This is a genomic window from Bradyrhizobium sp. RDI18 (assembly GCF_043203335.1).
Lineage (GTDB): Bacteria > Pseudomonadota > Alphaproteobacteria > Rhizobiales > Xanthobacteraceae > Bradyrhizobium > Bradyrhizobium retamae.
Genome location: NZ_JBICRN010000008.1, coordinates 2091656 through 2113672, shown reverse-complemented (window position 1 = coordinate 2113672; position 22017 = coordinate 2091656). Strand labels below are relative to the sequence as shown.

Here is a 22017-nt window from a genome sequence, read left to right as displayed (position 1 = left end):
CAAATTTGAGTGCCACGCAACGTTCGCATTAAGAGATTCGTGTCTTCGCGAGCATCCTCGTGACGCTTTCATTCGGTGTGCGTTTCGAGAGGCTGAGTCACTTCGCGTGATGGCAGGTCGAAACAAATCGGAGTCAAGGAAAGATCTACAAATCCAAGAGGGCTCGTAAGAGGGCTCGTAGTGGTGCGACGTGGGAGGTAGATCAGTCCGTGCAAGCGCTTGGGACGGCCGGCCACCCGTAGGCAGAGTCACCCATGTAGGTGAGGCGTGCGCCGCAATGGCTGGGCCGCGTGGTACGTTGCGGTCTTCTTAGCCGATCTTGGCATGCAGGTGGCGAGGGCGCCGTGTTCCTAGGAAGTGCGGTATCGCTGCGAAGGAGCTGAACTACTATGATGGTTGCTGCTTTCTCCTCGTTTCGTGGGGCACGTTGGGAAAATCTCAGTCCGCTGCTCACCGGGGGCCGGCGGTTGCGCCGGCATGATCACCATGTTCGTGTAATTGCGGACCCCCGCCATGCGTGCAGAGGTCGACGCCGCCGTTTTCGAGTTCGTGTCAAGCCGAAGCGGCCCAATCGGTGAGGCTGCGGATCCGGCAGACGTTTCGAACCTCCGAGATCGTGTGCGCAGGGTCGTCTTTGAGTCTTGTTCTGCTTACCGCAGCCCAGAAGTAGAGTCTGGAAGTCGACGGAAGCTGTCTCGCCCAAGTTTCCTTAGCCCGAATGATGTGACCGTCGTGGCAACACAGGCGCGGAAGCGGAGCGGCTTTGGCCGGACCTTCGACGGCGACCACAACGTCGATAACAGGCGAGCCAACATTCAGAAGGAAGCATTTCTTGACTCAGGCCGAAAAAGACGTGGTCGAGCACATGCTCGCATCATTAGCCATGAGCTCGCTGCAAAGTGGCATTGCGCCCACCAACGAACAGGTTGCGCACCATTTTGAGCTATCATGCGAGAGGGTTGGACTTGTCGTCACACTTGAATCTGCGACCCGGATCTTCAATTGCCTCGCACGTGAGATCCACAAGGCGCAGTCGGTGCTCGAGTTCATCGGTCGCGGCACGGATCAAATGCAGTGAGCGAACGGAATGGAGCTCGTTGCACGTGCGCGCAGCACAAAGTCGCCCTCGTGGGTTCGACGTCATAATGGAGGGTCGCCCCACACGTTAGATTACACGTAGACTACATAATTCTGCTCGAGGTCCACAAGCAGAGTATCAACCCGCCTCCGATCTCTGCCTCACCGTTTGTTCAAAGCCGTACCCGTCCACTCTGAGCACTCTGCGACAGCCCCGACAATGGTGATGCAATTCGGCCAGCCAGGTGTGGCGCGAGGGCTATCGATCTCGAAAGCGGGTCGCCTCAGCGCAGAGCTCGTCCGATGCGCGCTCGATCGGTCCGATCCTGCCGTCGAAATATTGAGCGTCGCAGAGCATGATTTCGTCTCTGACGCTGCGGGCCTTGAGTGGCCTGCGGTCTCAGGTTAGCTATCGTAAAGCAAGTGCAGATTTGCAGCTTCACACTTTTCCAGAACAAAGGTTCGCCCAATCTATGAAAACGCTCACGACGTTAGGGGCTGCTATCGCCGCAGCTTTGGCACACGACATCAGCTTTTCTGGCGGATCAATATATGACCCGTTTCCCCTCCCATTTCCGGCTGAAGACGTCATGTTGGGGAACGTATCGCTTCGTCGTCGGCGTGAGTTCGCCTGGGGACGGCATCACGCTCATGAGGCACTGCGTAAATTGGGTTTCGCTCCTGTTCCGATTTTGTCGAGAGTAGATCGGGCTCCTCTTTGGCCTTCGGGAGTCGTCGGGAGCATTTCACACTCTTCATCTGATTGCGGAGCTGTTGTCGGAATTTCCAAGAATGTGCTCGCTCTGGGATTGGACATTGAAGATCAACAACCGCTCGAACCGGACCTTTTGCCGTTCGTATGCACCTGCGAGGAAATCGAGCGCAAGGAGTGGTCCAGCAGTCGCTTCGGCCCGAAATTGTTGTTCGCAATAAAGGAAGCCGTATACAAATCATATGCGCCGGCAACTGGCGAATTCTTGGATTTTCAAGATGTCAGTGTCAGAACGAATGACCAGTGCGGGGTCTTCGAGGCCGAGATTGTCAACCCAGAAAAGCCTACTAGTTTTGGCAGTCGAACCATAAAAGGAATCTATCGCCCATTTGTCGGAGGAATTCTAGCACTAGCCGTGCGATTTCGAGGCGCGTGATGCAATCTCGGCTCCTAAGATGCCGGAAGGCCACAGGAGACCTCATCGAGTTTGCCTTGCAATTGAAGAATAGTCTTCTGTTCTAGTAAGCAAGTGAGGCCGGGCGTTGATTCCGATAAGAAGCTTGATATGTGTGACTCCGTAGCGCCTGGTTCCCCTGATCCGACTAGACAAGGTCCTCCAACGAGCCCTTTCTGATCGAATGCGACCTGAGATGCCGGTCAATCATGTGGGTTCTCAATCAGGAAACCAAGTATCGCCTGGCAGGTCACAACTAGCTGCCGTTATCCGGGTTTCGAGCGATGATGCCCACGGTCGCAATAGCGATGGCCATTAGGGCCAACATCGAACCCCTATGCAACTGCGGGATGCGCAACATCGATCTCGTGAGAGCGACGCAGGCGAGCTTCAAGCAACAGCCAGGCCAGAGATGATCAATTGGTGGGCGACGGTTTGCGGCCTGCGCACGCTTCCGTCCGGAAGCAAACGCGCCAATCGATTAGAGGAGGGGTGCTGCCATCCGGCGTGCCCGGCTCGACGGCGGAGTTACCCTTGGCGACGTTGTATCGGCAGCATGTATTTCAGTTCTGATGCTCAGGCTGGTTCGAAGCGGGCAATCGGCCGTCAGCATTGTGCTGCGTGAGACACCTATCGCTTGCTGTCGTACCGAAAGGGAGAACGGAAGCGTTTCAAAGCCTTCTTCATCAATATGGAAAAGCCGAGCGAATTCATCGGCGGTTCTATGTCCGGTAAGTGACGAAAGGCGCAAAACGCGTCGATCCGCGGGGTGAAACGCCGGCACCAACGTGTAATCAATTCTCGGATGGTGTCTCAACTGGAACAGCAAAGCCCGCCTTTACGCGATCCAATACGACCATTGTTTTGAAGCTCTTGATGTCCGGGTTCACATAAAAGAATCGCCGAGTGAACTCCTCATAATCTTCCATGGTGGGCGCGGTGACGTACAGGACAAAGTCCGCGTCGCCGGTGACGTAGAAGCCGTTGACGACCTCAACTGACGATCTGATGGCCTTCTTGAATCTATCGATTATATCTGAACGCTCTCGCTCCAGGGTCACCAGCACCAGCATTTGAATGGGTCTGCCCACCGCTTTCGGCGAAACGATTGAAACATCGGCCTCTATAATGCCTTCCGAACGGAGCCTCTTCAGTCGGCGTTGACACGCGGTAGCAGAAAGCCCTGCCATTGCGCCGATCACCTCGGAAGTTAGGCGGTTATTCTTTTGCACGATCTCGAGGATGCGGGCGTCTATCCGATCGTATCGCATAATCGGCTCCCCGGCCTTGAGGTGAATTTCATCCCGAAAATCGTCCAAAATATCCCAAATGCATGCGATGATTTCAACAAATGACCGCGTGGGCGATCGCACCGTCCTGGCCGCTGGGTGATGACTCTGCTCTGCCAGGAGCCGATCATCCTGCCGGAGTAAGATCGGGCATTGAACCTTAACGTCGAGGTGTGAATGGTATGAGGCGTTACTGCGATCACCTGCTGCTCCCACCTTCGGCAAAGATCGTTCGCTTTAAAGAAGCGCCTATGCTGAAATTTCAAGCTGGCTCTGCTTTTTGTTTTGCATCCGGAGATTGCGGCCTCTCCGCTCTGACTTGCTGACGGATTTGCTCAGCTGGCGGCCGATCGCGGCCTTCCGCAGGCAACGCGATTGCGCCAAAGACCGCGTACAAAGTTCACACCCTTCTGAAAACGTTGCTCCACGATGCGGGCCTTCTCCTCGCCTATCCATCGTCGTCGCCGCCGGCGCCCCGGGGCCATCACCTCGATGCAATGATAGGAATCAACACCCTGCCTAGTATCTTGCATCGCATTTGCCACCATTTCACTTCCATTGATCAACTCAGTGGGCTGGATCGCAGGGGAGCCGAAGGATAGGGAGGATAGGAGCTCATGCTGGTTAAGTTTGGTTAGGTGTTGAGCGGCACAGGCACTGAAGTTGACCTGAGCCTCAACGTGAAGGGAAATGTGGTCGCCAAGAGCTGATCGAAAGCAGAACACTGTTCAACCAGGCGTTGCTCGATGATTTTTCGCTGCTCATCAGGCAACTCGTTTTGAAGCAACTTACGACAACGCCAAATGTCGTTCCGCACTGATTTCATCTCACTTAAGCTATCATCAATCGAACCGCTCATAGATGTGGCACAGTGTGGAACAACCAACCCTTGAAAACTTGTCAACAGCGTCATCCTTTGGCGAAGCCGCGCACCGTGGCTTCATCGCGAATTTTCAGGTGTGTTTGGGGGTGACCGGAAGATCAGGCCGACAGTGGAATCCATGTCACCGAGGTAGCATCGTAGATGCAAGCCTCGCGCGCTATCTCGGGGCCACCACAGATCATAGGCTCTCAATCGAGCCAAAATGGAAGCTTTGCGATGTTCGCCTCTAGCCGGGCATTCCGTAGATAGCCTCCCTACATTGTCTTCACCGTTTCACCATGCGTCTTCGCCGCTTCCACCATGCCCGCAGGTGAGGTGCAGCGATGCCAAGTCTGATGTGCACGTTCTTGGCGAAGCAGCTCGCTGAGCGCTTCGCGAGGATCGCTGAATTTAACGAATATCTAGATCCTGATTAATGCAATGAGCTGCGCATCTACGGTTAATTTCCGCGTTTTGGCGCCTTTTTTGGTGAATTCAAGCGGCTGGAACGCGTTGGGTTGCGTGTAACAGCACACGTGAAGTCGCCACTGCCAATACAGCCAGGCCAACAAGCTTCAACGGACGAGCCATTTGTTACCGGCGGAGTTTGCGAGATGTCGATCTCGGCCGTCCTGTTTCATTACGGAGCCATAGGAAGCTCACTCTCCACATTTGTTCCGATCATCGTCGTCTGGATGGAAGGAGTGCACTATGAAATCGCTAGTTATTCGCTTTTTACGCGATCGGTCTGGAGCTACCGCCATAGAATACGGTTGATAACGGCGGGTAAAGCTGTCGCTGTCCACCGACTGACTCAGCTCGTCACCTCAGGTAGCGTGTGTGGATAAGCCACTGATTCGAGTCTACATGACGATTCGCGGGTCCCTTCGGGGTACGTTTCGTCGCAGTGAGTTCGGGCTGCTTACGCCCCGCTGCGAATGATACTCAGGCAAGCTGACGACGAACTGACGGGCAGGTGTCACCCAGCTTAGAGGACGAAGGGCATCGGCCCAACGACGAGTTGATGGTGGCGTGCGCTTCACCAATGATGGTCGGACTCAATCTTCGGTTCAATTTGATCATGCTGGCCGACGCTGTTTCATCGACCTCAGCCTTTGCTCTCAATTCTGCCGATCGGCGCGCGGCGTAACTTGTGCGAACTTGCCACTCCTGGTCCTTCGGCCCATTGCGGGCGAGGCGCTCAAGCACATCGCCGAGTTCTATGTCATCGAGAAGGACATCCGTTGCTGTAGCCCCGCGGCGCCGTATCGTTCGGCAACGGAAAAGCCAACCGCTCGTGGAATCTATCGAGCGGAGGCTCCGCGCAACGCTCGCGTTGGCGGGCTGAGGCGCCCTGGCGGACACCGCACTTGAGAAGCAGTTCGACAGGGGAGGTATTGAATCCGTCGAGGAAGGGCGCTCGAACGCGGAATTTGAGCTTCAACGCCAGGCTCATTGCATTAATCAGGATGAAAGTTTCCTTACAGTCCCAAATCAATTTTTCGTTACGTGTCAGCGAGGTGACCGCCGCATGTCGGGAGAGGGGGCCGCATTATGACCGACCATGTGTCCACCGTCCGCGAAGCGCTTGACGGCTCAAGAGATGCAGCACTCACGAAGGTCTCCGGCAAACAGCCGATGCTCGACCGGCCTGTTAAGATGCGTCCTCGTACGCGCTCCTTTGTGAAAAATGCGATCCTCGCCAGTCTTTCTCTGCAAGACCTCGCGGCAATAGGCGCGTTCCTTGAGCCGATCGTGCTGAAAGAACGCATGATCCTGCAGGAGCCGAAAAAGCATCTTGATTACGTCTATTTTATCGAGGCGGGCCTCGTCTCGCTGAGAATTGTCGCGGCGGAAAGCATCCTTGAATCGGCGGTGATAGGACATTGGGGAGCGGTCGGCGCTTCGCTCTTAGTGGTAGGGCATATTTCGACGCACCAATCTGTTGTGCTCTTTCCCGGAAGTGCGCACAGGATCCGTGTCGAGGATTTGCGTCGGGTGACGAAGGAGCGTCCTGAAATCCGAGAACAGCTTTTTCGGTACGTTCAAGCGCTGACCTTGCATTGCGCTCAGACGGGATTGTGCGGGGTTCGGCACGATCGCGAACAGCGGCTCGCGAGCTGGCTCTGTTTGGCGAGTGATGCTCTGGGCACTCACGTGCTTCCAATTACCCATGACTACCTTTCGTTCGCGTTGGGGTTGCGCCGCGCGGGTGTAACCGAGACGCTAATCCGATCTGAAGAACAAAGGTTAATTTGCAAGATGCGTGGCGTCTTGCAGATCCATGAACGCAAGGGTCTCGAGCAAAAGGCATGTGGCTGTTACAAGCTTCTTTCAGGCGCTTATGCCCTTTCTGAGTCCCTCAGCAAAAGAGCAGGCGGTTAGCAAAATCGCCCAGGCGTTCAGTGCATCTTGCAGACGCGTTGCCGGTGGCAGTGTTGTCTGCCCGGTCGCATTAACATGCGCAGATACACCGTCAGCCGTTTTCGGCTTCGAGGCATTGCCGTCCCATACCGGATTGGTCCACATGAACGTCCTGCGTCGCCTTTGGAAAGGGGACTTGCCGCTGCGGCAGGCGTTCTGGAATTGAGCGGTGGCCGGCGGAATTGCGGTCAACGTGCTCACGTCAATTTTCTTCCTGGCACTGATCAAGGGCGATCGTAGTGTAGCGGCCTTTGTGTCGGCTACGCACTTGCAGTACCCTACAATATCGTCGCAACGGTCGGCTCTGGCGATCGGCCGCACGTTACAAGGGCTCGCCATTGGGCCGACCTCGCACGCATCGGTACAGTTGCCGGAATGATCTTGTTAAATGTCATCTGATCGATGACCATTCCCGAACGCCACTTTACACGGTAAACGGGCTCTGCATTAATCGTGTCTCGGTGCTGCACAACCGTTCTGTTCCTCATTAGGAACAGCAAAATATGACTCCACAGTCCTTATTGCAGAGATCAGTATCCGAAATATCGGGCAGGCGGATCGAGCGTTTTTATAGTTAAGCCCGAAGGTCGCAGCGCGAAAATGCCTGCAACCTCTTTTCGCTCGGACTCAGACCAAATATGAACTGAAGAATGGCCTATTTGATCTTTGCCCGCGATGGTGCAAGCCGCATTGTATTGAAGCGAGATAGTCGGGACGGAGCCGAAAAGAAAGCGCGCGAGCTAAGGGACCTTGGCTGGTTCGATGTGCAGATACAAGAAGCCGAGCCAGCCCGAGCGACAGCCCCAAAGGGCTCGGATGGCAATTGAGGTCCGCGATCAGGACGTGCCGCGGGCCTCCAGGTCAAGCTTACCTAGGAGTCGATCTGCTTAGGCAGGTCATTAATCGAGGTCCAACAAAAAGGGCGCTGTAGGACGGCCTAAAGTTACCTTTTGATGTCCCATCACGGAATAGTTGGTAAAATTTAGCGCTTGTCTCTGACTATTGATTAGTCGTCCGTGAAGTAACGCGAACAGCCTGAAGTTACGGGCTAATTCGAGGAATGCCGGCGATTGATTTTGCCGGCAATCGCGATGGCGGGGCCGATTTCCTTGCAAAATCGAATGAGGGATTCCGTCGAATCGGCGGTCGTGATTCTCTGCTCGTCAGAGTGGGTGAGCGGAGGTTTGGATGCGGCCACGAGAGCGGCGCGAGACCGGCGAGCAGGATCTGTTTCGCTCCCGGCTCGATCAGATCATCGACATGAAGCATTCGCTGGTGACGCTGGCGCGCATGGTGGATTGGGGCTTCCTGGAGCAGGCGTTCGGAGCGGTCTACACGGACGGCCCTGGCCAGCCGCCGCTGCCGACGCGCTTGATGGCGGGGCTCGCGATCCTCAAGCACACCTATGACCTGTCCGACGAGGTGCTGTGCGAGCGCTGGGTGGAGAACCCCTATTACCAGTTCTTCTGCGGCGAGGAGTTCTTCCAGCACCGGCTGGTGTTCGATCGCTCGTCGTTGACGCGCTGGCGCAACCGGATGGGGGAGGAGCGGCTTCAGGCCCTGCTGCAGGAGAGCCTGTCGGTTGCCGTCAGGACCAAGGCGATCAAACCGTCCGAGTTCTCCCGGGTGATCGTCGACACGACGGTGCAGCCCAAGAACGTGATGTTTCCGACCGATGCCAAGCTTCTGAACCGGGCGCGCGAGAAGCTGGTGCGGCTGGCGCAGCTCACCGGGGTGGGTTTACGCCAGTCCTATGCGAGGGTGGGCAAGTTCGCCCTGATAAAACATCAGCGCTACGCCCATGCCAAGCAGTTCAAGCGCGCCAGGCGGGCGCTGAAGACGTTGCGCACCTATCTCGGCCGGGTCATGCGCGACGTCAGCCGCAAGATCGCGGGCGACGCCGCGCTCGAGGGGAGATTTTCGAAGCTGTTATTGCTGGCGCGCCGCGTCCACGAGCAGCAGCAGCGCCAGCGCGGGCCGAAGGTCTATTCGCTGCATGCGCCGGAAGTCGAATGCATCGGCAAGGGCAAGGCCCATCGCCCTTACGAGTTCGGCGTCAAGGTCTCCGTCGCAACCACGCTCAGCCACGCCCGGGGCGGCCAGTTCGTCACCCATGTGAAGGCGCTGCCCGGCAATCCCTATGACGGCCACACGCTGCAAACCGTCATCCCAGACATGGAAAAGCTCGTCGGCAACATCATCGAGCGGCTCCTCCTCGACAAGGGATACCGCGGCCACAACGCGCCGCCGGATTACAAGTTCAGGGTCTTCATCTCGGGGCAGAAGCGAGGTGTCACGCCGTCGATCAAGCGCACCATGCGCCGCAGATCCGCCATCGAGCCTGTCATCGGCCATCTCAAGGCCGAGCACCGCATGGAACGCAACTATCTCTGGTTCAAGCACGGCGATGCCAACAACGCCGTGCTTGCCGCCGTCGGCTACAACTTCCGCCGTCTCCTCCGCTGGCTCAGGCGTTTGTTGCACAAAATCCTGGCCGCAATCTTCGCCCGCCCGCTGCTCAATCCGACCTGAAAAAGGAATCTTCACGGTCGACTGATTACGGCCGTGCTATTGACGCTTCTCGCTCTTTGGCATGCTGCGCAGTAGCTGTCTTATCCGCTCGTCGCGATCCCGTTTGAGAAACTCGCGCTCGCGATGCTCGAATGCCGAGATTCCGCACTCATGGTCGATGTCGAGGCGACGCGAGCTATCCGGCAGGCCGAGGTCGGAATTCGTTCAGATACGCCATAAGGATTATGCGTTTTGGTCCTTAGGACTCCAGAGCGACTTTCAAGCGAGCTTTCTCTAGACGATGCCTGAGTGCAGTGAGCCTATTAGCGAACTCACTCAGTTCGTGAAGACCGAAATCACCAAAAACAAATTCATCGAGGACTTCCTGTTGTGCAGCGACGCTAGCGAGATGCTTGTAAGTCTTGTCCGTCAGTGACATCTGGACGACCCGGGCATCGCTTGTGGAGGTCCTACGCCGCAGGAAGCCCTTCTTCTCCAGCAGCTTTGATTGGGTCGTGACGAATGAAGGGTCGACGTGCATAAATTTCGATACCACGTTGACCGGAACACCGTTTTCTCTGTCCAACTCCGTCAAGGCCATCAAGATCATCCACTGTGGCCCAGTAATGCCAAGTACATCGGCCCGGAATTGGCGAAGTTCCTCCAGACATAAATTGATCGATCTTATTTCCCACATGAATCGCCGGACCACCTCCTGACTCTCAGCAGAGCCACTGTCGACCGCTCTTGCTAGACGAGGCATATCCTGAGGCATCATATGTCAGCAGTTCATCCTTGGTTCGTTTCCCCTAGCGCAGATTAAGAATACGGACAATGCTGTCCGCGCGAACCCACAGCGCGCTCAGATCGTTCGGGCACTCGGCGGACTTCCGGATCACCTTGGCGTCACTGCAATCGAAAACCGGGGGCTGGGTTGCCGCGAGCAAAAGTGGACAATTCGGTGTGGTGAAATCGGTCGAAAAAAGCGCGGGACCGCAGAATTTATTCGCCTACGCCGGACGCGTTGCATTAATCAATATCGATATCTCGTTACTATGCAGGCTAAGCATAACCCTGTTTCACGAGCCCGACTGTTTGGGGTGTCGGCAGGTACAATCGCGAGGTCAAACCTATCTCAATCGGCGAAACGGCATAGGAGTGGGACATGGCTAGGTATTTCTACCGCGGCACGCCTCAGATGCGATCGCAGGGCGCATTTCCAGCCCCAGCGTCATGTCGGTGGATGGAAGCCCAACTGGGCGCGCTTTTCAATCGTATCGACAACCTATGCCGCTGGAGAGGGCACGAGAGGAATTCCCCGACGCATACCGAACGCTGACGACTTCGCCACGTTTCATATTTTTGTCGGGCCGGGAGATCTACAATTCGAGTGTGGCCACTTCGAGTGCTTTGGCGCCAGCGGGGAGGCTGGCTGCGCGCCCAAACGCGGAGGAGCACGCTGCGCGGCCACCGAAGCGGCTCAGCACGAAGTACTTTGCCTGACCGCATTGCAGTTCAGCCGACGGCGAACGATCAATTCGCTTGGCCGCCTCTTGCTAGCTCTCTTACGCTTTACATGTATGAACGCCGCGCTTTTGCTGAATGCAAAAAAAGCCCGCGCGAACTTTACACACGGCCAAGTCACGCCCCATGGGCCTCTGAACCAGAGCTCCAGGAACGAATGATCGAATAACGATTGTCTTGCGTCGCTTGGCGGAGAATCTCGCTCATGTTTCGCATCTTTCGCGCAAAAATGACCATTGATCGCAGCTATCCCTCGAAAGTGTCGTACGACATGGCAGTTTGCGTTACATCGGTCGCAAATTGATGTCCCGTTAATTAGAATCAAGATTGCGTTCGGGTAATCGCGCGTGCTCCTTGCCTGCGAGTTCAGGATTTCGAAATCAGTCTAAAACGATTTGCCGGTCGTTATCGACCGAACGAAGTGGGTCAACTCCCGGTAGCTCAATATGGATAGTCGACCGTGAAGATTCCTTTTTCAGGTCGGATTGAGCAGCGGGCGGGCGAAGATTGCGGCCAGGATTTTGTGCAACAAACGCCTGAGCCAGCGGAGGAGACGGCGGAAGTTGTAGCCGACGGCGGCAAGCACGGCGTTGTTGGCATCGCCGTGCTTGAACCAGAGATAGTTGCGTTCCATGCGGTGCTCGGCCTTGAGATGGCCGATGACAGGCTCGATGGCGGATCTGCGGCGCATGGTGCGCTTGATCGACGGCGTGACACCTCGCTTCTGCCCCGAGATGAAGACCCTGAACTTGTAATCCGGCGGCGCGTTGTGGCCGCGGTATCCCTTGTCGAGGAGGAGCCGCTCGATGATGTTGCCGACGAGCTTTTCCATGTCTGGGATGACGGTTTGCAGCGTGTGGCCGTCATAGGGATTGCCGGGCAGCGCCTTCACATGGGTGACGAACTGGCCGCCCCGGGCGTGGCTGAGCGTGGTTGCGACGGAGACCTTGACGCCGAACTCGTAAGGGCGATGGGCCTTGCCCTTGCCGATGCATTCGACTTCCGGCGCATGCAGCGAATAGACCTTCGGCCCGCGCTGGCGCTGCTGCTGCTCGTGGACGCGGCGCGCCAGCAATAACAGCTTCGAAAATCTCCCCTCGAGCGCGGCGTCGCCCGCGATCTTGCGGCTGACGTCGCGCATGACCCGGCCGAGATAGGTGCGCAACGTCTTCAGCGCCCGCCTGGCGCGCTTGAACTGCTTGGCATGGGCGTAGCGCTGATGTTTTATCAGGGCGAACTTGCCCACCCTCGCATAGGACTGGCGTAAACCCACCCCGGTGAGCTGCGCCAGCCGCACCAGCTTCTCGCGCGCCCGGTTCAGAAGCTTGGCATCGGTCGGAAACATCACGTTCTTGGGCTGCACCGTCGTGTCGACGATCACCCGGGAGAACTCGGACGGTTTGATCGCCTTGGTCCTGACGGCAACCGACAGGCTCTCCTGCAGCAGGGCCTGAAGCCGCTCCTCCCCCATCCGGTTGCGCCAGCGCGTCAACGACGAGCGATCGAACACCAGCCGGTGCTGGAAGAACTCCTCGCCGCAGAAGAACTGGTAATAGGGGTTCTCCACCCAGCGCTCGCACAGCACCTCGTCGGACAGGTCATAGGTGTGCTTGAGGATCGCGAGCCCCGCCATCAAGCGCGTCGGCAGCGGCGGCTGGCCAGGGCCGTCCGTGTAGACCGCTCCGAACGCCTGCTCCAGGAAGCCCCAATCCACCATGCGCGCCAGCGTCACCAGCGAATGCTTCATGTCGATGATCTGATCGAGCCGGGAGCGAAACAGATCCTGCTCGCCGGTCTCGCGCCGCTCTCGTGGCCGCATCCAAACCTCCGCTCACCCACTCTGACGAGCAGAGAATCACGACCGCCGATTCGACGGAATCTGGAGGGTTCTGTGAGGTCGCGCTCACGCGAGGGCGCGGCAGGCGCTTATGACGCGACCTCATTGAAGCCGGATTGAACGAAGGCGCGGGAGGCTATGCGCGATTTTACGCTATGGGGATTGTTTGAGATCGCAAGGCCCGATCTGCTGGCTCGGCGCGTGAGGCAGAGACACGAGATGTGCGCATCGGGGAAGAGTTGAGACCAAACGCGCTTCGCCGGAGATCACGATAGACTTTTTGTTGCATCGGACGGTTGTTGTCGCGCAGTGTGACAGCACGGATTCGACATCGTCCGCGATGATCGAGACGCTGGGAGCGGAATGACGAATGATGATCGTCGTGCACGGCATGACTTGGCTCACGATGTGTCGCATCGGAACGGTGGTGTTCGAGGGCTGGAGCGGCTGAAGCTGTGTCGAAAGCGCTCAATGATGCGCATGACGCCACCACAATCGGCACAGGCAGGAACCTCGGCCCAGGTTTGAGCTTCCGAATCCACAGGCGGCGGCTGGCCATCGTTTGGGGCTGTTCGCTCGCGATCGAGAAGTTCGCGGCAAAGGGCGAGCTTGGCAGCGCGATGGCGGTTGGCCATGAAGCCGAAGTGGCGGATGCGATGGAAGCCATCGGGCAGCGTGTGAAGAAGGAAGCGGCGGATGAACTCGTCGGCCTTGAGCTTCATGATCCTTGTCGCGCCGTTCTGGCGGTAGTCCTTCCAGGTAAAGGCGACGTGATCCTCGTCGAGGGCTACGAGCCGGCTGTTGGCGATTGCAACGCGATGGGTATAGCGGCCGAGATAGGCCAGCACCTGCGCGGGGCCGCCGAACGGCCGCTTGGCATAGACGACCCAGCTGATGCGCCGCATAGCGAGGAGGTGAGCTGCGAAGGCAGCAGGCTCGGCCAGGGATGCGAGATCGCCGAAGAAGTTCAGGGTGCCGGCGTCGAAGGCGGCGGTCAGACGTTCGAGGAACAGGCGTCTGAACAGCCGGGCGAGCGGTTTGACGGCCAGGAAGAAGTTTGGTCGGCTGGCGATCCAGCGCGCGCCATCGGGCGAGAGGCCGCCGCCCGGCACGACACAGTGAATGTGAGGATGATGCGTCAGCGCCTGTCCCCAGGTATGCAGGACCGCGACGCCGCCGATCTCTGCACCGAGCCTTCGCGGATTGGCAGCAAGCGTCGTCATCGCCTCAGCGGCGGCCTTAAACAGGATGGCATAGACGACGGCCTTGTTCTGGAAAGCGATCGCTGCGATCGGTGCAGGAAGCGTAAAGACGACGTGGAAATAGGGAACCGGCAGCAGGTCGGCTTCTCGCGCGGCAAGCCACGCGGCTCGGGCTCGCCCCTGACACTTCGGACAATGCCGATTCCGGCAGGAATTATAAGCGATGCGTGTCATGCCGCAGTCGTCGCAAGCCTCCATGTGACCGCCGAGCGCCTCGGTTCGGCACGCAACGATCGCACTCATCACGCGCCGCTCGACCCGACCGAGATGACCGGCATGCAAACGGCGATAGGCGTCGCCATGCCGGCGCAAGATATCGGCAATCTCGATGGCGGGTCTGTGCGGACGGACGTCGGGGCGGGCCATAACCCGCATCCCCGGACGCGTCGTCATACCGGTGGCGTCACCTCCAGCGACAGGCGGTCGAGCGGGCTCTGCGTCGCCCGGATCGTATCGGTGGCGACCTGCGTGTAGCGCGCCGTCGACGACAGGTTATTGTGCCCGAGCAGAACCTGGATGATCCGGATGTCGGTTCCGTTCTCCAGAAGATGTGTCGCGAAGCTGTGGCGCAGCGTGTGCAGCGTGACGCGCTTGGTCAGGCCCGCAGCCTTCACCGCCGACCGGCAGGCGGCATGCAACACGGTCTGATCGATCGGATGGTCTTCGTCGCGTCCCGGGAACAGATAAACCCGCGGCCGGGCGAGCCGCCAGTAGGTGCGCAGGATGCCGAGTAGTTGGGGCGACAGCATCACGTTGCGATCCTTCGCCCCCTTGCCGTGGCGCACCTGGATGACACCGCGAGCACTGTCGATGTCTTCGATCCGCAGTCCCGCGACCTCCGAGGCCCTCAGCCCGGCCGCATAGGCGGTGGTCAGTGCGGCGCGGCTCTTCAGGCTCGATACCGCTTCAAGAAACTGAACCACTTCGTCGGCGCTGAGCACGACCGGCAGCTTGCGCGGTTCTCGCGCATAGGGAATGCGTTCCGGGATCAGCGCCTCGCCAAGAGTAACGCCGTAGAAAAACCGCAGCGCACAGACGATTTGGTTCAGCGCCGGCCATGATATGCCGGTCGAGACCAGATGCACTTGAAAGGCGCGAACGTCTTCCAGTTCCAACCGATCCGGCGATTTGCCGAAATAACGGCTGAACTTCGAAACCGCGCTGATGTAGGATCGCTGCGTCGCCGGCGACAGATTGCGGACGGTCATGTCCTCGATCATGCGGCGGCGAAGAGGGCTCAAATCGGCCATCTCAATACTCCTGTCTGAGAGGGTGGGCTGCAACACCCACATCCTCTCAGGCAGGAGGCGCTCTACGCCACCTCGCCGTTCACGCCGCGGTAGCGGCTTCGTTCAATCCCTCATTCGATTTTGCAAGGAAATCGGCCCCGCCATCGCGATTGCCGGCAAAATCAATCGCCGGCATTCCTCGAATTAGCCCGTAACTTCAGGCTGTTCGCGTTACTTCACGGACGACTGGATAACCCCCGTCGGACGCGCTAACCACTGCGCCGGGGGCATAAACATTGGTGTGGCGTGAAGGGGTCGAATTTTTGAGTAAGCCCATTTCGAGTTTTAGTGGAATCCACTTCACATTGAAACGACGAACAGCAGCAATCGTAAGATCAACTTAATTCTGTCACAACACGCCCACGTTGAACGCGTATCTGCGGCGTGCTGCATCGCTGCGCGCGAGTGGAATGCTCTGCTGCGTTGAATACGCTGAACACGCAGACCGGTCCCTCTGCGCAAGCAACCGAGCCACCAGGCAGCAAGAGAAACTGGAAGAAAGAAAGAGGAGCTGTACGATGGCGGGCGTGTTTCCTGTTCAGGGATTCTGGATTCCTCTCCAACTACAATGGTGCATTCGTCACCAGTTCCGCGCTCGCCGCCATGCAGGCGATCGCGGGCACCAACGCAAACTCGATCGAGCTCGCGCCTCGGCTCTTTATGCAGACGAGGACATCGAATGATGTCGTTGCGGATCCGAATAAGACGGAGAGCGATGCCAACATTCTTCAGGCGGCGGCAAATGCGAAGGCGCTTGGTCTCTCGGTCACGCTGAAGCCCATGGTCTCCGCCCTAGATGGCGGTCTTGCGTACGTACTTAATCCGAGCGATCCCGCCTCCTTTTTCCTTTCCTATAAAAAGCAAATAGTTCACATGGCGGAGCTCGCCGAACAAGCAGACGTCAGCATGCTTGTGATCGGCAATGAGCTGGGCAAGCTCTCCGGCCCGCAATATCGGAGCTACTGGGTCGATCTCATTGATTCCGTCCGCGCTGTGTTCCACGGCGAGATCACCTATGCAGCCGCAACCGACGAAGCCATCAATGTGAGCTTTTGGGACAAGATCGACGTCATCGGCATCAACGCCTATCCGCCGCTCACGACGACGACTGAGCCGACCGTCGAGGAGATGGTCAATGCGTGGAACAGCATGTCCACGGACGACTACTGGGCGAAGGTGATGAACCACATGTCGCCGGTCGATTTCTTCCACTCGCTTGCCCTGCAGTACGACAAGCAGGTGTTCTTCACCGAAACCGGCTATCGCAGCGTCGACGGAACCAACATCCGCCCAGGCGGCTGGGCCGAAGGCACGACGCAGGACGTCCAGGAGCAGTATGACGCTTTCAACGCCTTCTTTCAGGTGTGGGGCTCGGAAGGCGGAAGCTGGTTCAGGGGTGCGTCGATCTGGAACTGGGACACGAACAACAAATACTCGCCGATCGGCTACTCGCCGCAAGGCAAGCCGGCGCAGGAGCTGATCACTGAATGGTACGGAGGACAGCACCAGCCGCCCGGCCAGAATCTGACGGGTTCTCCCTCTGCCGATCTGATGGATGTAGGCGGCGGCAATGACGTGCTGTCGGGTGGGGTCGGCAACGACACGATCAAGTCGGGCGGCGGCGACGACAGCATTATCGGCGGCCCCGATACGATTCCGAAACTCGCGGAGACCACTATCACCGTGACGGGTTATGGCTCCGTCGTCGACGGCGTCGGCGCCAAGATGCAGCTTCTGATCAATGGGCAGCAGGTCGGCAACACGGTCGAATTCCACGGCGCGACCGACGCATCTGATTTCCGGACCTTCACATTCACATTCGCCAATCCGGTGACAGTCTCCAGTCTCGATCTTGCTTTCGTCAACGATGTCGCCAACGCCAATGGGGACCGCAATCTTTACATCAAGGACATTACGGTCAACGGCGAGCATCTTTCCGCCGCCGACGCCGTCAATCCGAGCTCGCCGGGAACTTGGAATCTCTATCAGAACAAGTCCATCCACTATGACATGACCGCGCACCAGGACCTGTTCTTCGGCTCATCGACGGACAATGACAACCTTGACGGGGGAGCCGGCAAGGATGTGATCAACGGCGGCGCCGGGACGGACATGATCCAGGGCGGTGCGGGCAATGACACCATCAACGGTGGTCCGGGCGCGGATGTGATTCACGGCGGAGCGGACGCCGACACGATCAACAGCGGCTCCGGCATCACCACCGCGACGGATCAACTTTACGGCGATGACGGCAACGACATCATCAAGGCCGGCACCGGCGACACCGGCGCCCTGCTCGACGGCGGCGCCGGCAAAGACCAGCTCTACGGCAGCTGGGCAGCCAATGTCATGAATGGCGGTGAAGGAAACGATTATCTCTCCGGCGGCGGCGGACCGGATACGATGCACGGCAACGGCGGCGACGATCAGCTGAAAGGCGGCCCCGCGGCAACCCAGATGTTCGGAGACGATGGCAACGACAGCTTGCAGGGCGGTACGGGCAACGAGTTCCTGTATGGCGGCAGCGGCAACGACCGGCTGATCGGCGGCGGCGGAAGCGATTATCTGGCCGGCGGGTCCGGCAATGACACATTCGTTTTTGCTGCCGGCTTCGGCAAGGACACGGTCGCCGACTTTGAGAATACCGATGCTGTCCAGGACCTCATTCAAATCGACAAGACGGTGTTTGCCGACTTCACCGTGCTGCAATCGCATATGGCCGAGGTTGGCACGAGCGTCGTGATTACGGTCGACGCCAACAACACGATTGAGATCAAGAATACGACCGTGGATCAGCTCCACGCGAGCGATTTCTGGTTCATCTGATAACTGACCCCAAAGATGGAAGAGACCCTTCTTAATCATGCAACGACCTTGTCTTCCTTGCCTACGCCGCGCATGACGATCTTCAGAGCGTCGTCAGGCAGGGGGGCCGCTGGAGCGCCCTGGCTTCATCCCACGTGGCGTGCATCCAATGTCGCGCTCTTCGTCAGTCGTCAAGATGACCGGCATTGCCTTTGGGTGGATAGGATCGACGATTGCGTTCGGTCACTCGTAAGAAATCCGGAGACCAGATGAGGCCCGGAAATCGGCTTCGGTCGTGCCGAGATCGCTTTTGAACTCGGTCCATATCCCGGCAAAGCGGGTCAAGCGGCCGGTCGTCATTGATCGCGAATCAGACGACGTCCTTCTTTTTGGTCTCCGGGTTCGGCTCCGGTTCAGCAAAGCTATTGAACGGCACCAGGCAGCGGTTTTCAGACTTCAGCCTGCCGCGCCAGTGCTGCGAGGAAGCGTTGCGGATGTTGGTCACGGGCGGCCCGCCGGTCCGCGGCGGAGGCGGCATGCCCCAGCGCATCAGCGTCATCTCGCGACCGTCGCTGGCGTTGCGGATCACCGGTGCGGGGTAGTCCGCAAACAGGGCATCGGAGGTGGGTTGCCGACGCAGCGGTTCATGACGCGGAAGAGCGCGATGATCGACTCTCTCAAGGGTGAGGAGCCACCGGCCATTCGGAAGCGGTAGGCTGCCACGTCGAATCCATGTCAGTTCCCATGCGTCCTGCGCCGAAGGCCGATCCTTTGTCCCGCCGCCGTAGGAGGGCGGTTGTTAGCGGAGTTTCAGTCATGGTCCTATGCGTTTCGAAAAAAAGCCGTGCCTTTGCAAAATTGGCAGCAGCTCATGATGGTCATGAATGATGTAATCCGGCTGTGCAGCCTGCAAACGCGACTCGGAAACAAATCCGCCGGTAATGGATATGCTGATAAGCCCGAGGTCGCGTGCAATGTCCGTTTCAACCGGCATGTCGCCGATGATAAAGGTTGACTCGGGCTTCAGATTATTTGCTTGCATATACAGGCGAAGCCGTTCGCCTTTGCTCATGCTTTTGAATTGAGTGGCGCGGCTTTCGAAGGCTAGAACCTCGTTGATGCAATCGTCGAGTCCAAGCCTGCGGATTTGGGAACGAAGAGGGTCGACTATATAGCTGCTGAGAACGATCGTTGAGACCGCCTGTTGACGTGCCGCTTCTAGAATGCAGCGCGCGCCTTTGCGCAGATCGGCCTTGCTCGCCAGCGGTTCGTAGGTGTCGTGAAAAATGGCGCTGCCATCGCTATCCACGATTGCGGCTTCACCTTCCGACATTCCGACACTGCGGTAAAGGACAGAAAGCGGGAGCTCGCACTGTTCCCGAAAAGTTGGCATATCGATATCAGGGCGACCGAAGCGCCCTAGAATGGCATTGATCGTTTTCAGCAACGCATCGGCGTCGTCGAGCAGCGTGCCGTTCCAATCAAATACTAGAGTGGGTTTCATGATAACCTCAGGCAACGGCTGACTCCGGGAAGGGAAGATCGGCGATTAACTTGTTCAAATTCTTATTCGCGCGCTTTTGCCCCGCTGGGGTTGGCATCTCAAACGTAAACGGCGACAAATCTATTCCATCATGCCCCTGCGGAAGCAAGGATACGAGAACTTGGAAGGGTAGATAAGTGATAGCCGCAGCATTGATGGATACGGCAATTGTGCTTTCGATGACCCTGAGCATTTGCGGTTCGATGTTATGAAAACGCAGGCTTTGCTTGCGCTGTTGGGGTGGGAGGGTCTTCCACGTTTGCCAGAACGCCAACTCATCCATGGTGTCGATACCCATGCCGTAGTAATTTGGGGCCACTATAGGCGGTGAACCGATTGCCCAATGCACAGCCTTGGCTCCGGCGGCAAGGAGCATATTCGTGACAGCCCGACTTGTATCGCCGCGAATGAGGGCTTCATCGGCCATGATTATGGTGCTGTCGGTAACGTCTTTCTCTGCGACACGATATTTTTGGGCAATAAGAGATTTGCGCTCGCTAACGATACCTATAAGCGTCCGCTGAGAAAATTGTGTTGCGATGAGTTCGTGACGTTGGACGATGGCGCCGCCTTCGGCCAGTGATGCAAACAGACCATCAGCATACGGCCCTCCGGTTTGCGGCATAGAAGAAACTATAACAGGGGCGGACCCCACTTCTGCTGCCAGTCTTGGCGCAATAATTTTACCAAGAGCAACCCCGATATTGTAACGGGTTTCGAGATGAGATTGGCGTTTCGACGTGTTGGGGCTTCCCAGGTAAAGCGTTTCATAGGCGCACAGCCTGGTGTTATGTCCAGCATCGCACAGAGAGCGATCAAGACATACTCCCGTTTTTCCGTTCACGTACTTGATATGGCCTGGTAAAATCTCTTCTGCCTTGCCTTGGAGTCCGACAAAAGCACAGTTTTCCGAAGCAAAAAGCAAAATGCCGTCATCTGTTTGCATGAATTCTAGGGGGCGCAGACCATATCGGTTGCGAAAAGCAATGAGATTCCCTTCACCATCCAACAAGAGTGCGCTGACGGCGCCATCGATACGGTTATCGATCTCCCGAAACAGTCTTTCGTAATTCACCGGCAGACCATGTCGCCAATAATCACTTTCACAAGTGCGCTCAATCAGTTTGAGCAAGAGCTCGGCATCCGTTTCGCTGTCAAAGCGATGCCCTTGGGCGAGCAACTCTTCTCTAAGTTCATCAGCGTTGACCAAGGCCCCGTCTAGCGAAATAGCCAAATGGCGGAAACCGGCTTTATCGTTGTTAACGGGCTGCACGTCGCTCTCGTGCTGTTCCCTCCTACTAATGTGTGCAATCGCTGCGTGAGGCCTGAAATTCGCATACTGTTCATTATGTTCAAAGTTTACTAATTCGCTTGGCGACTGAGACGATCTTATATATTGAACTCGCTTTCCATGCATGTAAGCGGCAAGACCGAAACCCGCCTGCCCACGAAGTCCAAGTTTCGGAACCATATGCTTGAGCCGATCATAAAGCGTGTGCTGGGAGTGACTTGAAGGCAACAGAAAGGCGCCAGCCACACCGGACATGCTATTTATCCCTCAAAAGACGACAGTTCATTCGACACTGCGTGTGTCGTGTTCAACCAAGACTCCGCGTCCCGAGTCCGACCCCTAAGGCAGATGTATTCCGCCGGCGCGGCGCGAAGCACGTCGTTCTGCTCGCGTTTTAGCAAGGCTCGTGCCAGTGTCTTAGGCGGCGTGCTCGTGCGGGCATATTCGCTGCGAGTGTTGGAATGCGAGCGTTTTGATCATTCGGCCGCGGTCCGAACTGTTGGATCTACGACACGTTAGCTGAGGCGCGACACGCTTTGCCAAATAGGTGTCACGAATTGAACGTCCGGAAGCGGCAGCGGCAGCAAGGCGAAAATCGTCCACGATCGCCGCGATGTCGCGGTGATTGGTTACAAGATCATCGGCCCGGTGCACCGTATGCGGTCCGCGTGAGTGCGGATCACGCGATCAGAAGGACATGCACCTGACCATGAAAGCTCCGCGGCTTATCCCACGATGGGGTGCTGGGTCGACCTAACGCTTTCCGGTGGGCGCAACATCCGCTCCGGTTTCGAAGCAATGCGATCGTAGGGGAGGAGCACCGGAGCTGCAGATAAATGGTGCCGTTGAGGTGCTCGGCATCGACCGCGATGTCACAACCGCCACACTGAGGAGTCGGTATTAACCGAGTGTCTTGGTACAAAACCCGCGTCTCTACCCGAAGAACAATAGTCTTTTGTAGAAGAATGCATGGATCACTCCACTAAGAAGACCGTGATACAGCTCTCGTAGAATATGCGGTCGGGGCGGAGCGGGCTTACCGTCCTTGAACATCGGTTGCGACAGCCAGACGGCCCTTACCGCCGGTACCGGTGCAGGGCGGCGCCGCTCAGGAATCTGAGCGGTAGCGTTCGGGAA

The 22017-nt window shown here is 57.5% G+C and carries 13 protein-coding genes and 1 pseudogene; 6 read left to right on the top strand and 8 right to left on the bottom strand.

All coding sequences use genetic code 11. The features are described from left to right. The first annotated feature begins 832 nt into the window (after positions 1 to 832). A complete protein-coding gene (locus tag ACFXS9_RS19265) occupies positions 833 to 1078 on the top strand; it encodes a hypothetical protein (RefSeq protein WP_225670016.1) in 246 nt (81 codons plus the stop codon). A 472-nt stretch (positions 1079 to 1550) separates the two neighbouring features. Further along, positions 1551 to 2225 (top strand): 4'-phosphopantetheinyl transferase, encoded by a 675-nt coding sequence (locus ACFXS9_RS19260; RefSeq protein ID WP_392691167.1) that lies wholly within the window; start codon positions 1551 to 1553, stop codon positions 2223 to 2225. 812 nt (positions 2226 to 3037) lie between these two features. On the opposite strand, the gene ACFXS9_RS19255 is transcribed toward ACFXS9_RS19260, so the two are convergent. Beyond that, positions 3038 to 3514, bottom strand: coding sequence for an Lrp/AsnC family transcriptional regulator (locus tag ACFXS9_RS19255; RefSeq protein WP_065745659.1), 477 nt, complete (start codon positions 3512 to 3514; stop codon positions 3038 to 3040). 2434 nt (positions 3515 to 5948) lie between these two features. On the opposite strand from ACFXS9_RS19255, the gene ACFXS9_RS19250 reads away from it, so the two are divergent. The 3 genes from ACFXS9_RS19250 to ACFXS9_RS19240 all read left to right on the top strand — a co-directional run bounded on the left by ACFXS9_RS19250 (position 5949) and on the right by ACFXS9_RS19240 (position 9350). After that, the gene (locus tag ACFXS9_RS19250; RefSeq protein ID WP_392691164.1) at positions 5949 to 6779 is read left to right on the top strand and encodes a Crp/Fnr family transcriptional regulator; all 831 of its coding nucleotides are present in this window, start codon (positions 5949 to 5951) and stop codon (positions 6777 to 6779) included. A 689-nt stretch (positions 6780 to 7468) separates the two neighbouring features. Further along, a complete protein-coding gene (locus ACFXS9_RS19245) occupies positions 7469 to 7645 on the top strand; it encodes a hypothetical protein (RefSeq protein ID WP_392691161.1) in 177 nt (58 codons plus the stop codon). A 361-nt stretch (positions 7646 to 8006) separates the two neighbouring features. After that, positions 8007 to 9350: an IS5 family transposase gene (locus ACFXS9_RS19240; RefSeq protein ID WP_392691089.1), complete on the top strand. Its 1344-nt coding sequence runs from the start codon at positions 8007 to 8009 to the stop codon at positions 9348 to 9350. Positions 9351 to 9588: 238 nt separating this feature from the next. Here the strand turns inward: ACFXS9_RS19240 and ACFXS9_RS19235 are convergent, their stop codons facing one another. The 4 genes from ACFXS9_RS19235 to ACFXS9_RS19220 all read right to left on the bottom strand — a co-directional run bounded on the left by ACFXS9_RS19235 (position 9589) and on the right by ACFXS9_RS19220 (position 15202). Then, on the bottom strand, positions 9589 to 10026 hold the full coding sequence (locus ACFXS9_RS19235; protein WP_392699859.1) for a MarR family winged helix-turn-helix transcriptional regulator: 438 nt from the start codon (positions 10024 to 10026) through the stop codon (positions 9589 to 9591). Positions 10027 to 11328: 1302 nt separating this feature from the next. Then, positions 11329 to 12672 carry an IS5 family transposase gene (locus tag ACFXS9_RS19230; RefSeq protein WP_392691089.1) on the bottom strand — a complete coding sequence of 448 codons (1344 nt, stop codon included), beginning with the start codon at positions 12670 to 12672 and terminating at the stop codon, positions 11329 to 11331. Positions 12673 to 13091: 419 nt separating this feature from the next. Then, positions 13092 to 14318, bottom strand: coding sequence for an IS91 family transposase (locus ACFXS9_RS19225; RefSeq protein ID WP_392685342.1), 1227 nt, complete (start codon positions 14316 to 14318; stop codon positions 13092 to 13094). A 23-nt stretch (positions 14319 to 14341) separates the two neighbouring features. After that, a complete protein-coding gene (locus ACFXS9_RS19220; protein ID WP_392685345.1) occupies positions 14342 to 15202 on the bottom strand; it encodes a tyrosine-type recombinase/integrase in 861 nt (286 codons plus the stop codon). 462 nt (positions 15203 to 15664) lie between these two features. Between ACFXS9_RS19220 and ACFXS9_RS19215 the strand changes: the two genes are divergently transcribed. Next, the gene (locus tag ACFXS9_RS19215) at positions 15665 to 18067 is read left to right on the top strand and encodes a glycoside hydrolase family 113 (RefSeq protein WP_392691158.1); all 2403 of its coding nucleotides are present in this window, start codon (positions 15665 to 15667) and stop codon (positions 18065 to 18067) included. Between the two features lie 35 nt (positions 18068 to 18102). On the opposite strand, the pseudogene ACFXS9_RS19210 reads toward ACFXS9_RS19215, so the two are convergent. The 3 genes and pseudogenes from ACFXS9_RS19210 to ACFXS9_RS19200 form a co-directional block, all read right to left on the bottom strand. Then, a pseudogene (locus ACFXS9_RS19210) lies at positions 18103 to 18748 on the bottom strand (SOS response-associated peptidase family protein). Positions 18749 to 18860: 112 nt separating this feature from the next. Then, positions 18861 to 19565, bottom strand: coding sequence for an HAD family hydrolase (locus tag ACFXS9_RS19205; RefSeq protein WP_392691155.1), 705 nt, complete (start codon positions 19563 to 19565; stop codon positions 18861 to 18863). Further along, positions 19558 to 21135 carry a hypothetical protein gene (locus tag ACFXS9_RS19200; RefSeq protein WP_392691152.1) on the bottom strand — a complete coding sequence of 526 codons (1578 nt, stop codon included), beginning with the start codon at positions 21133 to 21135 and terminating at the stop codon, positions 19558 to 19560. Before ACFXS9_RS19200 ends, ACFXS9_RS19205 begins: the two co-directional genes overlap by 8 nt. Positions 21136 to 22017: the final 882 nt, after the last annotated feature.

Bases quoted from the DNA above. Each gene is read 5' to 3' on its own strand.
- ACFXS9_RS19240 (WP_392691089.1), top strand. From the start codon at position 8,007: ATGCGGCCACGAGAGCGGCGCGAGACCGGCGAGCAGGATCTGTTTCGC.
- ACFXS9_RS19220 (WP_392685345.1), bottom strand. From the start codon at position 15,202: ATGGCCGATTTGAGCCCTCTTCGCCGCCGCATGATCGAGGACATGACC.
- ACFXS9_RS19225 (WP_392685342.1), bottom strand. From the start codon at position 14,318: ATGGCCCGCCCCGACGTCCGTCCGCACAGACCCGCCATCGAGATTGCC.
- ACFXS9_RS19245 (WP_392691161.1), top strand. From the start codon at position 7,469: ATGGCCTATTTGATCTTTGCCCGCGATGGTGCAAGCCGCATTGTATTG.
- ACFXS9_RS19235 (WP_392699859.1), bottom strand. From the start codon at position 10,026: ATGTGGGAAATAAGATCGATCAATTTATGTCTGGAGGAACTTCGCCAA.
- ACFXS9_RS19200 (WP_392691152.1), bottom strand. From the start codon at position 21,135: ATGTCCGGTGTGGCTGGCGCCTTTCTGTTGCCTTCAAGTCACTCCCAG.
- ACFXS9_RS19230 (WP_392691089.1), bottom strand. From the start codon at position 12,672: ATGCGGCCACGAGAGCGGCGCGAGACCGGCGAGCAGGATCTGTTTCGC.
- ACFXS9_RS19250 (WP_392691164.1), top strand. From the start codon at position 5,949: ATGACCGACCATGTGTCCACCGTCCGCGAAGCGCTTGACGGCTCAAGA.
- ACFXS9_RS19260 (WP_392691167.1), top strand. From the start codon at position 1,551: ATGAAAACGCTCACGACGTTAGGGGCTGCTATCGCCGCAGCTTTGGCA.
- ACFXS9_RS19255 (WP_065745659.1), bottom strand. From the start codon at position 3,514: ATGCGATACGATCGGATAGACGCCCGCATCCTCGAGATCGTGCAAAAG.